The sequence below is a fragment of the Streptomyces venezuelae genome, assembly GCF_008642355.1.
GTDB classification, from domain to species: Bacteria; Actinomycetota; Actinomycetes; order Streptomycetales; family Streptomycetaceae; genus Streptomyces; species Streptomyces venezuelae_B.
Map to the genome: position 1 here is coordinate 4255687 of NZ_CP029193.1, position 12888 is coordinate 4268574.

9 protein-coding genes are annotated in these 12888 nt (G+C 71.0%); 1 reads left to right on the top strand and 8 read right to left on the bottom strand.

Features of this window, described 5'->3' with window-relative positions:
• Positions 1-56: 56 nt before the first annotated feature.
• From DEJ47_RS19725 to DEJ47_RS19755, 7 genes are all read right to left on the bottom strand, one after another.
• Positions 57-1049: a Yip1 family protein gene (locus tag DEJ47_RS19725; RefSeq protein ID WP_150170139.1), complete on the bottom strand. Its 993-nt coding sequence runs from the start codon at positions 1047-1049 to the stop codon at positions 57-59.
• Between the two features lie 126 nt (positions 1050-1175).
• Entirely contained in the window at positions 1176-2660 is a 1485-nt protein-coding gene (locus DEJ47_RS19730; protein WP_150170142.1) for an FG-GAP-like repeat-containing protein, read from the bottom strand.
• Positions 2661-2756: 96 nt separating this feature from the next.
• The gene (locus DEJ47_RS19735; protein ID WP_150170144.1) at positions 2757-4244 is read right to left on the bottom strand and encodes an FG-GAP-like repeat-containing protein; all 1488 of its coding nucleotides are present in this window, start codon (positions 4242-4244) and stop codon (positions 2757-2759) included.
• A gap of 332 nt (positions 4245-4576) precedes the next feature.
• Positions 4577-6028 (bottom strand): FG-GAP-like repeat-containing protein, encoded by a 1452-nt coding sequence (locus DEJ47_RS37380; protein ID WP_150170146.1) that lies wholly within the window; start codon positions 6026-6028, stop codon positions 4577-4579.
• A gap of 66 nt (positions 6029-6094) precedes the next feature.
• Positions 6095-7489: an FG-GAP-like repeat-containing protein gene (locus DEJ47_RS19745; protein ID WP_150170148.1), complete on the bottom strand. Its 1395-nt coding sequence runs from the start codon at positions 7487-7489 to the stop codon at positions 6095-6097.
• Between the two features lie 1260 nt (positions 7490-8749).
• Complete coding sequence (locus DEJ47_RS19750; RefSeq protein ID WP_150170150.1) at positions 8750-9022, bottom strand: DUF397 domain-containing protein; 273 nt, start codon at positions 9020-9022, stop codon at positions 8750-8752.
• A gap of 3 nt (positions 9023-9025) precedes the next feature.
• The gene (locus DEJ47_RS19755) at positions 9026-9877 is read right to left on the bottom strand and encodes a helix-turn-helix domain-containing protein (protein ID WP_150170152.1); all 852 of its coding nucleotides are present in this window, start codon (positions 9875-9877) and stop codon (positions 9026-9028) included.
• A gap of 248 nt (positions 9878-10125) precedes the next feature.
• Between DEJ47_RS19755 and DEJ47_RS19760 the strand changes: the two genes are divergently transcribed.
• Positions 10126-10542, top strand: a complete 417-nt coding sequence (locus DEJ47_RS19760) for an ATP-binding protein (RefSeq protein ID WP_150170154.1) — start codon at positions 10126-10128, stop codon at positions 10540-10542.
• Between the two features lie 65 nt (positions 10543-10607).
• Here DEJ47_RS19760 and DEJ47_RS19765 read toward each other — a convergent pair whose 3' ends face one another.
• Positions 10608-12875, bottom strand: a complete 2268-nt coding sequence (locus DEJ47_RS19765) for a (Fe-S)-binding protein (RefSeq protein ID WP_150170155.1) — start codon at positions 12873-12875, stop codon at positions 10608-10610.
• Between the last annotated feature and the right edge of the window lie 13 nt (positions 12876-12888).

A 12888-nucleotide genomic window follows, 5' to 3' on the forward strand; every position in this document is an offset into this window, starting at 1 on the left:
TGCTCGTTCGTGCGCCCTGTTTGTTCGTGCGCTCTGCTCGTTCGTGCCTCGTACTTCTAGAACGTGCCCAGCTTGATGATCGACAGAATCGCCAGCAGCTGGATCGTCGACGCGCCCAGCGCCTTCGGCCACGGCAGGTCGTGGGACTTGCTGACCATCGTCGTGAGCAGCGCGCCCGCCGCGAGCCACGTCGCCCAGCCGAGGAGCTGGACGAAGGGCTGGCCGCCGCCGAGGAACATCGCCACGATCACGCGCGGCGCGTCCGTCAGCGACATGATCAGCATGGAGAGGCCGACCGTCGGCTGCCACGCGCCGTTGCCGCCGAGCTGGCGGGCGAGGGTGTGGGTGACCACGCCCAGGACGAACGCGCTGATGGTGATCGCGACGCCGGTGGTGAGGACGAACGGGACCGCCGACGACAGCGTCGCGTTGATCGCGTCCTCGCGCGCCTCGTCGAAGCCGAAGATCGCCAGCGTGCCGTAGAGGAACGTGACGATGAGGGCGGGGGCCCACATCGCGTAGTCCCGCATCTGGAAGAACGTCGGGCCGGGGCGGAGTACGACGCCGCGGAGCAGGTCCTTCCAGTGCAGGCGCGGGCCCACGGGGGCCGCGCTCGCCTGGCCCGCGCGGTACGTGTCGCCCTGGGTGTACGGGTCCTCGCCGATGGAGAAGGCCTGCGTGTGCCCAGGGTTGTTCGCCGCGTACGGGTCGTAGCCGCCCTGGGGCGCGCCATGGCCGCGGTCGTCGGGGCCGCCGAAGTACTCCGGCTCGCCGTGGTTGCCGGGGCCGCCGCCCGCCTGGGGCCACTGCTGGTTGCCGCCGCCACCGCCGCCGTAGGGCCGGCCACCGCCCTGCGGTGCGCCGCCCCCGTACTGCGGGGCCGACGGCGCAGGCGGGTAGCCGTACGGCTGCTGCCCTCCCTGCTGCGGGGCCTGCTGTCCGTACGGCTGCTGCCGCGGTTGTTGATGCGGTTGCGGTTGCGGTCGCGGTTGTTGTTGCGGTCGCGGGGCGCGGTTGTCCCGGCCGCGTCCGATCCTGAATCCAGCCACGAATCGAACGTACCTGGTCTGCGGGGGTGGGGTCGTCCCTCCTCGGGAGGAGACGCGGCTTTGCGGCCGACCTGTGACAACCCCTAGGGGTACCCGGAGGGGTCCCCCCGGGTACCCGTACGCGTGCTAGCGCGCCAGCGACGCTCCGTACGTCAGCGGGCCCGAAGACGTCGGCAGGCCCAGCGAGTTCGGGGTGACGACCGACGCGCCCGTCGTGCCGGTCGCCAGGTGCGGGAGGTTCCAGACGCCGCCCGCCGACGCGTTCTCGCCGGGCGCGGCGGCCGAGAGGTCCGGGCCGCCGTCGCCGTTGTGGTCCGCGAAGCCGAGCGCCGCGCCGAACCGGTCGCCCGCCTCGGCGCCGCCCGGGACGCCGGGGGAGTTCTGCTGGTACGAGACCGCGCCGACCGCCTTGCCGTCCTCGGTGAGGATGCCGTTCGCGCCGCCCCTGAGGACGGTGACGGCGCCCGCGCCGGCCGCGCTGCCGATGGCCTCGCCCGGGGCGCCCGCGATCAGGTCGTCCCTGCCGTCGCCGTCGATGTCCGCGGCGGCCAGCGCGTCGCCGAAGTCGTCACCCTTTTCGGCGACACCCGGGACGCCCGGGGTGTCCTGGTTGAGGGTCTGGCCCTCCCACACGAGGCCGTCGCCGTCCCCGTAGTGGATGTGGATGCCACCGCCCTCGGCGAGCTCCTCGGGGCCGCACGGGTCGTCGATGTTCTCGTCGGCGATCTCACGGCAGTTGCCGAGCGCGAGGTCGTCGTGGCCGTCGCCGTTGAAGTCGCCCGCGGCCAGCGCGTTCGCGGCGCTGTTGTCGCTGCTCCAGGTCAGGTCGAGGTCGCCGGGGACCTCGTCGTTCTTGTCGTAGCGGTAGAGCTGGACGTGGGACTGGGTGCGGGTGGCGTTCTGCTCGTAGTACGCGACGGCCAGCTCGGGGAGGCCGTCGGAGTCGAAGTCGCCGGTCGTCAGGACGGGGGCGCGGCCGTCCATGCGGCGGGCCATGCCGGGGGAGGTGTCGGCGGTGTACGGGTTGGCGTTGAGGACGACCTGGTCCTTGCCGCCGATCGCCAGGTCGACGTCCGTGTCGCCGGTGAAGTCGGCGGCGGCCAGCGCGTTCCCGTACGCGTCGCCTGCCTTCGCGCCCCGCCCCGCCGTGTTGGCCAGCGCGAAGCCGTCGCCCGTGCCGTAGAGGACGGTGACGGAACCCGCGTCCGTCCTGCCGTCGATGTCCTCGCCGGGCGCGCCGATGACGAGGTCGGCGTACTTGTCGTCGTCTATGTACGCCGTGGTGACGGCCGCGCCGAAGCGGTCGCCGGTCTCCGGTGTGCCCGGCACCTCGACCGTGGCCTGCGTGATGCGCCGCACGTTGCTCGACCCCGGGCCGTCCGTGCCGCCGAAGACGACGCTCACGTATCCCGCCTTCGCCTTGCCGTCGACGGTGCCGGCGGGCACGCCCACGGCGAGGTCCGCGTATCCGTCGCCGTCGAAATCGGCCTTCAGGGGGGTGGCCGGGGCGGCCGGGGCCGCGGTGGCAGTGGCCGTGAAGGGGAGGGTCAGGCCGGTCGCGGCCAGGACGGTCGCCGCGGCCAACGCCAGGGTGTGGGTACGTGCGCGCATGGGGGCTCCGGGGAGAAGTAGGAGGTCAGGAGGAGAGGCCCGCCCGCACCGGCGGTGCGGGCCCGGTGGTCAGCCGTGAGGGCGACCGGTCATGTATCAGTCGGCGAAGTTCATGCCGAGCCGCGGCGTTCCCGTCGCCGAGATCCCCACGGTCGACGTGTAGACGCCCGCGGAACCGGCGAGGGAGCCGTCCTGCTTGCTGATCAGGGGGTAGAACGCGCCGTTCGTGCCGTTCTCGCCGTACGCGCCGACCGTCACGTCACCCCGCCCGTCGCCGTTCAGGTCGTCGACGTGGACGTCGGAGCCGAAGAAGTCGTTCGTCTCGTTGGAGTTGGGCACGCCCGGCGTGTTCTGGTCGAGGAAGACCGCGCCGTTCGTGGAGAGGCCCGAGCCGTCCGCCTTGCCGTAGATGACGGTGACCGCGCCCGCGTCCTTCACGCCGCCGACGTCCTCGCCCGCCGCGCCGACGACCAGGTCGAGGTGGCCGTCGCCGTTGATGTCGCCGAGGTCGAGCTCGTTGCCGAAGGAGTCGCCCTTCTCGCCCGCCCCCGGGACGCCCTCGGTGTCCTGGGTGAAGACCTGGGTCTCGCCGTACGGGCCGTTGGCCGCGCCGTGGGCGACGTACACCGTGCCGCCCTTGTTCGCGCCGGCGATCTCGTCGTCCCATTCGAGACCGATGACGATGTCGCCGTAACCGTCGCTGTCCGTGTCGCCGACGTCGGTGATGATGCCGCCGGGCAGCCGCTGCTGGTTGGTCGTCTTCAGGCCGTCCGGGGTGCCGGGCACCCACAGGTTGGCGTTGTAGCCGTCGCCGGTGGAGTAGCCGTCGACGATGAGGTCTTCCCTCTTGTCGCCGTTCACGTCGCCGGAGTGCAGGTTGAAGGGGCCGGCACCTTCGCCGCTCTGGATGGCGGGCTTGATCGTGTAGTGGCCGCTGCCGGTGCCCGTGGAGCGGGAGATCTTGCCGTTCACCACGTCGATGGTGGCCGCGCCGGACCGGGCGCCGACGGCGAGGTCGGTGCTGCCGTCGCCGTCGAAGTCGCCGGCCTCGATGGGCGCGGCGAAGAAGTCGTGGCCGCCGGGGCGGGGGTCCTTCAGCGTGGTGCCGCCGGACAGGCCGTTCGGGGAGCCCCACAGGATCTGCGCGGTGCCGCCGTCCTTGTCGCTGCCGACGTCCTCGCCGGGCGCGCCGACCGCCAGGTCGTCGTAGCCGTCGCGGTCGAAGTCGCCGTACGCGGTGTCGTAGCCGAAGAGGTCGCCGGTCTCGGCGGAGCCGGGGACGCCCGCGCTGTTCTGGCTGAAGGTCTTGTGGCGCAGGGTCGAGCCGCCGTACGTGACGGCGACCTGACCCGCACCGTCCTTGCCCGCGACGTTCGCGTTGAACGCGGAGGTGGCGAGGTCGGCGACGCCGTCGCCGTTGAAGTCGGCCTCGTGCGAGGGCAGCGGCTCGGCCGGTGCGGCGGAGGCGGTCGCTCCCGTGGCGGCGAGCAGTCCACCGGTCAGCGCGGCCGTGACGGCCGTCGCGGCGGCGAGCCGCGTACGTCTGGGGCGGCCGGTGGTGGAGGTGCGCTTGTGCTTGGCCATGCGGTTCTCCTGCAGCGTGCGGGGATGCCTGGCGGGCATCCGCAGTCGATGGGGTGCGACGGGCGTGTTCACCGGACATTGGCCCGGGCGTCACGCCACGGTCGGCGAAGGAGAGACCGATGGTGGCGGGCAAGGGTTGTACGGGGGCGCCGAGTTGTCTCACGCCTCGGTCGCCGGGCGGGCCGGGGTGGAGGTTCCGACCGGCCCGGTGGTCAGCCGCGGGACGGGCCGGGTTGGATCGCGGCCCGTCCGGCGTTCGAGGACGAACTCGGCGGAGCCGGTGATGCGACCGCGCCGGAGTCCGACCGTGGCGAGTGGGCGACGGCGCCCACCTACCGCCCGAGAACCGTCCCGTACTCACGCGCCCCCGCGAGCCCCAGCTTCCCCGGCGTCACGGACGTGACCTCCGGCCGCGGGCCCCCGTCCTTCGGGCTCCGCGCGTACCAGACGCCGCCCTTCCGGCCGTCCTCGCCGGGTGCGCCGACCGCGACGTCGGGGCGGGAGTCGCCGTCGTAGTCGCCGGTCGCGACGGACGCGCCGAGGTGGTCGTCCGCCTCCGCCGTGCCCGCGACGCCCGCGGTGTTCTGGCTGACGGCGGGGCCCGTGAAGGGCTGGCCCGCGCCGGCCGAGGCGAGGGTCCAGTACGTGCCCGCGTTCCGGGCGGTCCCGACGGCCTCCGCGTCCGCGCCGACGATCAGCTCGGCGCCGCCGTTCCCGTCGAGGTCGTCGGCGGCGAGGTGCGCACCGAAGTTGTCGTCGGCCTCCGCCGTGCCGCCGACCTCGGGCGAGGACTGGGTGGTGCACGCGGTGCCGCCGTCGCCGAGCGCGCCGTCCTTCTTGCCGTAGACGGTGAGGATCGCGCCGCCGAGCCGGTCCTCGCAGTGGGTCTGCTCGGTCTCGGGGTTGGGCTGTACGTTGCCGACGGCGAGGTCGGTCGTGCCGTCCCCGTCGAAGTCGCCGGTGGCGAGCGACGTGTTCGTGCGGTCGGAGGTCCGCCACGTCTCCTTCCACTCGCCCGACGCGCGGTTCATGACCGTCGTACCGCTGATCTCCATGCCGTTGTACGAGACGGCGAGGTCGTCCCCGCCGTCGCCGTCGAAGTCACCGCTCGCGAGGGCGGTGGAGCCCGCGAAGTGCCAGCCGGCGACCCGCTCCAGCGTGGCGGGCGAGCCCGCGGTGAACGGTCCCGGCCGCATCCGCACGGAGCTGGACTCGTCGAAGTGGGCGTTGAAGGCGATGTCGTTGTCGCCGTCCTTGTCGAAGTCGCCGGTGGCGAGCTGCGCCCCGTACCGCGAACTGTCGAAGTTCCCGTTGGCGGCGGTGAAGCCGCCCTTGAGGCCGCCCGCGCCGCCCCACACGACGGCGACGGTACCGACGCTCAGGCCGACGGTGGTGTCCTCGTCGGGCGCGCCCACGACCAGGTCGCTGTAGCCGTCGCCGTTCATGTCGTCGGACGCGACGGCGTACCCGAAGCCGTCGCCCGCCTCCGCGGTGCCCGGCACCCCGGCCGTGGACTGGCTGACGGTCGTCGACCCGTGCTTGCCGAGGCCCGACGCGCCGCCCCAGACGACGTTGACGTACCCGGCCTCGGCCTTGCCGTCCACGGTGGCGCTCGGCACGCCGACCGCGAGGTCCACGTAGCCGTCGCCGTTGTAGTCGCCGCGGATCTTGGAGGGGGCGTCGACGGCCGCGGCGCTGCCCGCGGTCACGCCGGTGACGCCGAGGGCGGTGGCGGCGCAGAGGGCGGCGGCGCCGAGGAGGCGGTTACGGGTGTACGTGGCCATGGAGAGGTCTCCAACGTGTGTGAGGGATGCGGGAGTTGACGTAGGTGAAGTGCGGTGTGGGCCGGATCAGCGCAGCGTGCGCCCGAACCCCGCCCCCGCGCCGCCGGCCCCGAAGTCCGTGCCGTTGAACGAGGCCGCGTAGGACGCCGTCAGGCCCGTCGACGTGCCGCGCAGGACCCACACGGCGCCGACGTCCCGCGTCGTGCCGATGTCCTCGCCGAGCGCGCCCGCGGCCAGGTCGGCCTTGCCGTTCTTGTTGATGTCCTTGAGGCGTACGGACGTACCGAAGCCGTCGCCGTCCTCGGCGATGCCGGGCACGCCGGCGGTCTCCTGATGCCAGGCGCGGCCCGCGGTGAAGGCGCCACGCTCCGACGTGAGCAGGGTGACGCTGCCGCTTTCGGCCACCCCGTCGACCGTCTCACCGGGCGCGCCCACCGCGAGGTCCGCGAGACCGTCGCCGGTGACGTCGCCCGCGGAGACGGCCGCGCCGAACCCGTCGCCCGCCTCGTCGGCACCCGGCACACCCGCGCTGCCCTGGTGGTACGTCACCGGGGTACCGAACTTGCCGTCGCCGCCGCGTCGCACGGTGACCGAGCCGCCACTGCCGCCCGCCGCGTCGCGTGCGTTGCCGGTGATCAGGTCGTCGTAGCCGTCGCCGTCGACGTCGCCCGCGGTGGCCGCGTCGCGCGTCGCCGTCGGGTCGCCGCCCTCGGCGAGGACCTCGGCCCGGTAGCCGTAGTCGCCTACGCCGCCGTTCATGTGCGCGGTCCAGGCGCCGCCGTCCGCGCGCTCGCCGTACAGGACGAAGCCGACACCGTCCTTGTACTTGAAGTTGCCGGCGACCATGCCGTCCAGCCGGACGCCTTCGGGCAGGAAGTCGACCTCCAGGCCGTGCACGTGCCCGTTCTCGCCCGCGCCGGTGTAGTAGTACCAGTTGTCGCCGCTGATGACGGCCAGTTGGGGCGAGCCGTCGTAGTCCAGGTCGGTCCAGACGGCGGCTTCGCCGAAGCGTCCTGTGGTGTCGGCGGGGGAGTTCAGGGCGCGGCCGCCGGAGGTGAAGGGGGTCCGGCCGCCGTGGACGACGGTGACGGAGCCGGACGGCTTGCCGGTGACCTGCTCGCCGGGGGCGCCGACGATCAGGTCGGCGAAGCCGTCGCCGTTCACGTCCCCGCTGGTGACGCTCTCGCCGAACTCGTCGCCGGGCTCGGTGACGCCGGGTACGCCGGGGGTGTCCTGGCTGACGGTGACGGACCGGCCCTCCGACACCCCGCTCGCCGAACCGAAGGTCACCGTGACGGAGTTGGAGTCGGGGGACCCGATGGCGAGGTCGCGGTAGCCGTCGCCGTTGAAGTCGTCCTTCAGGGCGGGGGCGGCGCTCGCCGTACCGGCCAGGGGCAGCGTGAGTCCGGCCGCCGCGAGGGCCGCGACGGTGGCGGTGACGGCCAGGTTTCTTACGCGCACGTGGATCTCCCGGAGGGTGGGCCTTTGGGTATGGCTTCCGGGGGTGTGACTCGTGAGGCGTATGAAGGGTTGTGTGACAGTGTGCGCGCGGTAGCCGTCGGGTGAACGGCAGTTGGTCACGCCGCGGCGGAGGAGACGAACCGTGGGCCGGGCGCCACGGGGCTTCCGTCGCGGCCCGGGTACACGACGACGAGGCCCCGACTGTCCCCTCGTACGTCCCGTTCTCGTCCCACCGGGGCCGGGTTGGGCGGTGACTTCGGTGGGCCGGTGTCTTTGATGGTTGCCGGGGCCGCCCGGGGTTTTGCGGAGTGTGGCGGTTCCGGGCCGGGAGTAAAGGGCGCTCCGCTGCGCTGCGCGTCGGCTGCGCCGATTCCGCTGCGCTCCACCCTTGACTCCCGTCCCTCCACCGCGAGCTGTTTCTTGACCCGGACGGCCAGGGGTGAGGCGGCGGATCTGGGTGGGTGGGTCATTGCCGTTCATCGCCGGGTGCGGCCCGGTCCATCGTGGCCGACGGCCAGGGTTGCGTGACCGCCCGCCGCGCGGCCGAGCCGCTCGGGTCATCCGCTCGCGCTGCCGGGTGCGGACCGGCTCATCGTGAGTGGCCCTCACTGTTCGGGGTGGGTCGGCCGCTTTCGTTGCCGGGTGCGGACCGGCCCAACGTGGGCGGGAGCCATGCTCGATGAGCTGTGGTCCGGGGGGCGCCGCGCCCTCCGGCACCTACTTTGGGAAAGTTGCGAATCGGCGGGCCGCGCGCCCCCTTCTCGCTTCCCTGTGCGCCGTCAGTTATGTCATGGATGTCGCGAATCCGGCGCGGTAAGCCCGTGAGCAGGGGGGCGTGTGCGGCTTGGCAGGGGGGCGTGCGGCGAAGGCATTCGCAACTTTCCCGAAGTAGGTGCCGGAGGGGGGCGGCCTCCGGCCGGATACAGCTCATCGACCGTGACTTCCGCCCACGATGGACCGGACCGCACCCGGCAGCGAGAGCCGATGACCCGACCCGGACGGTGAGGGTGGCTTGCGTTGGGACGGGCCGCACCCGGCAGCGAAAGCTGATGACTAACGAAGCGGTCCCTGTTGCCCCCACCCCTGGCCGTCCGGGTCAAGAAACAGGTCGCGGTGGAGGGACGGGAGTCAAGGGTGGAGCGCAGCGGAATCGGCGAAGCCGACGCGCAGCGCAGCGGAGCGCCCTTTACTGCCGGCCCGGAACCGCCACACTCCGCACCACACCGGGCGGCCCCGGCAACCATCCGGTGCGGGCCGAAGTCAACTGCTTCCTGGCGAGGTGGCGAGGTGGCGAGGGTAAATGTGTGTGGTCGAAGGTGCCGCTCTCTCGGAGGGCAGGTTGAATTCCTCACGGGTCGTGCCCGGTTGTGTGGCGTGCGATATGAGGGCAGAGAGGGCACCGGGGGTGAGGGTGAGTATGTGGTCGGGGTCGTCGCTCTCGCGGAGGAGCAGGTTGCTCTTGTCGCGGGCGAGTTCGACGCACTGGCTTCCGTCGGCCGGACCGGAGAAGGAGGACTTCTGCCACGGGGGCACGGCTCAGAGCTCCTTGATCAGGCGGTGAATGAGGTCCCGCGAGGGAACGGGTTCGAGCGATGCGGACTCCACTTTACGGAAAAGTGTTCGCATCGCTTCTAGTTGGCCGGACGCGTCCATGAATACCGGCCCATACGGCGTTTCACTCTGGACGGTGTCCAACGTGGGTACCGCGCCGCCCGCGTACAGCATCATCGAGCTTGCTCCACCAAAACCGTCCACGTCGAATGGGACCACTCGCATGGTGACTTCGGGGCGCTCGGATTCGCCGAGCAGCGCGGCCAGCTGTGCGCGGGCCACGCGACGGTCTGCGACGCGGGTGTGCAACACGGACTCGTGCAGTACCGCTTCGTATGGAGTCGCCCCCTCACCGGACAGGGCCAGCTTGCGGCGCATCCGGTGGGCCAATCGCGGCTCCAGTTCACTGGCTGGGAGCTGCGGCACGCGATAGCCGAGTACGGCACGCGCATACTCCTCGGTCTGGAGCAGCCCCGGAACATGTGCAGTGTCAATCACTTGCATGAACCGAGAGTGGTGCTCCAGCTCAGCCAAGTCGGCGAAAGCGGGCGGTAGTACGTCCCGGTACTCCTCCCACCATCCTCGTGTACGTTCCGTGGCCATGGCCGCGAGCGCATTGACCAACTCGGCGTCCGCGCAGCCGTAATGCGCCGCGAGTCGACGCACCCGCTCCTCGTTGATCCCCGCGTTGCCCGCCTCGAACTGGCTCATCTGGGCCTGCTTGACCCCGAGCAGCCCCGCGGCCTGACCGGACGAGAGGCCGGCGCTTTCCCGGAGCTTGCGCAGCTCGGCTCCGAGGCGCCGCTGCCGGGCGGTTGGCTGAATCCTTGCTGGCACGCGACTGCTACCTCCGCCAACGACCGTGTCGGAACGTGGGGTTGATGCACCCCATTCGGGTGTCAGAGTACGCGAGCGACTTGCGGGGGAGAATATTTTAGCCCTACTGTCAGTGACGCGTCGCACACGCTGAGGTCCCGGATCAACGGAAGCGCACCGCACCGCCATGCCATGGCGGTTGCGCCACAGCCACCGCCAGGTGACCGCCGCAGCAGGCCAACATCCGTATCTCACAACGGAGTTCACCGATGCCGGAAACCGAGACCTGGACCTACACCCTCGCCATCCCCAACGATCCCCTCGCCGTCCCCGTGAGCCGCCACACCCTCCGCCTCATCCTGAGGGCATACGGCCTGCCCCACCTCGCGGACGCCGCCGAGCTCGTCGCCACGGAGCTGATCGCCAACGCCGTACAGCACACCAAGGGCCCCGCCGCCCTGCGCATGCAGTGGGCGGACGCGGTGCTCCGCATCGGGGTGTGGGACACGGATCCCACGCCGCCGTCCCCGGCCAGGGGGGCCACGGGGTGGGGTGAGACGACGGGCAGAGGGCTCGGGCTCGTACGGGAATGTGCGGACGGGTGGGGGTGGTGCGCGCGGGAGCGTGACGAGGGGCGGGGGAAGCTCGTGTGGTGTGAGCTGACGGGGGACGTGGCAGCTGCCTGAACGGCGAAGACCCCGCCCCCTCCGAGAGGAGGGAACGGGGTCGGGCCACTTCAGCGGGCCGGCGGCTACTTCACCGGTTCCGGCTCCGGCTCGTCCGCCGACTCCGCCTCGTCCGCCGGATCCGCCGGCGTCTTCACCGAGTCGAGCAGCAGCTGCGCGACGTCCACGACCTGGAGGGACTCCCTGGCCTGGCCGTCGTTCTTCTTGCCGTTGACGGAGTCCGTCAGCATGACGAGGCAGAACGGACACGCGGTGGACACGATGTCCGGGTTCAGGGACAGCGCCTCGTCGACCCGCTCCGTGTTGATCCGCTTGCCGATCCGCTCCTCCATCCACATGCGCGCACCACCGGCGCCACAGCAGAAGCCGCGCTCCTTGTGGCGGTGCATCTCCTCGTTGCGGAGGCCCGGGACCTTGCCGATGATCTCGCGCGGGGGCGTGTAGATCTTGTTGTGGCGGCCCAGGTAGCACGGGTCGTGGTAGGTGATGAGGCCCTCGACCGGCGTCACGGGGATCAGCTTGCCCTCGTCGATGAGGTGCTGGAGCAGCTGGGTGTGGTGGATGACCTCGTAGTCGCCGCCGAGCTGCGGGTACTCGTTGCCGAGCGTGTTGAGGCAGTGCGGGCAGGTCGCGACGATCTTCTTCGCCGTCTTCGGCTTCTTCGTCGACTCGTCCTCGTCATCCTCGCCGAACGCCATGTTCAGCGTGGCGACGTTCTCCTGGCCGAGCTGCTGGAACAGCGGCTCGTTGCCGAGGCGGCGGGCCGAGTCACCCGTGCACTTCTCGTCGCCGCCCATGATCGCGAACTTCACGCCCGCGATGTGGAGCAGCTCCGCGAACGCCTTCGTCGTCTTTTTGGCGCGGTCCTCCAGGGCGCCGGCGCAGCCGACCCAGTACAGGTACTCGACCTCGGTGAGGTCCTCGATGTCCTTGCCGACGACCGGCACCTCGAAGTCGACTTCCTTCGTCCACTCCAGGCGCTGCTTCTTGGCGAGGCCCCAGGGGTTGCCCTTCTTCTCCAGGTTCTTGAGCATCGTGCCCGCCTCGGAGGGGAAGGCCGACTCGATCATCACCTGGTAGCGGCGCATGTCGACGATGTGGTCGATGTGCTCGATGTCGACCGGGCACTGCTCGACGCAGGCACCGCACGTGGTGCAGGACCACAGGACGTCCGGGTCGATGACGCCGTTCTCTTCGTGCGTGCCGATGAGCGGGCGCTCGGCCTCCGCGAGAGCCGCGGCCGGCACGTCCTTGAGCTGCTCCTCGGTCGCCTTCTCCTCGCCCTCCATGGTCTTGCCGCCGCCCGCGAGCAGGTACGGCGCCTTGGCGTGCGCGTGGTCCCGCAGGGACATGATGAGGAGCTTCGGGGAGAGCGGCTTGCCCGTGTTCCAGGCGGGGCACTGCGACTGGCAGCGGCCGCACTCGGTGCAGGTGGAGAAGTCGAGGATGCCCTTCCAGCTGAACTGCTCGACCTGGGAGACGCCGAAGACGTCGTCCTCGCCCGGGTCCTCCCAGTCGATCGGCTTGCCGCCGGACGTCATGGGCTGCAGTTCGCCGAGCGCCGTACCGCCGTCGGCCTCGCGCTTGAACCAGATGTTCGGGAAGGCCAGGAAGCGGTGCCAGGCCACACCCATGTTGGTGTTGAGGCCGACCACGATCATCCAGATGAAGGAGGTCGCGATCTTCAGGCCCGCGAAGAAGTACGTGAGGTTCTGGAGGGTGGAGAGGTCCATCCCCGCGAACCAGGACACGAACGGGTACGAGATGAAGAACGACGCCTCGTAGCTGCCCACGTGGTGCTGGGCGCCCTCGAGGGCGTGCAGCGTGAAGATGCAGACGCCGACGATGAGGATGACGGTCTCGACGAAGTACGCCTGGCCCGTCTTGGAACCCGCGAAGCGGGACTTGCGGCCCGGCCTGTCGGGACGGTTCAGCTGCCGGATGACGATCAGCGTGAGGATGCCGAGCACGGTCATCGTGCCGATGAACTCGACGAACATGTTGTACGGCGCCCAGTCACCGATGATCGGCAGCATCCAGTCGGCCTTGAAGAGCTGGCCGATGGCGTTGACGATCGTCAGCAGCAGCGAGAAGAAGCCCACCGCCACGAACCAGTGCGCGAAGCCGACGACGCCCCACTTGTTCATGCGCGTGTGACCGAGGAACTCCTTGACCACGGTGACGGTGCGCTGGAAGGGGTTGTCGGTCCTGAGTCCGGCGGGCACGGGCTGGCCGAGTCGCACGAACTTGTAGATCTGCACGATGGCACGGCCGAACAGCGCGACGCCGACCGCGATTAGGACCAGCGACACGATGATCGCGGCGAGTTGCATTTGGGGGCTCCTC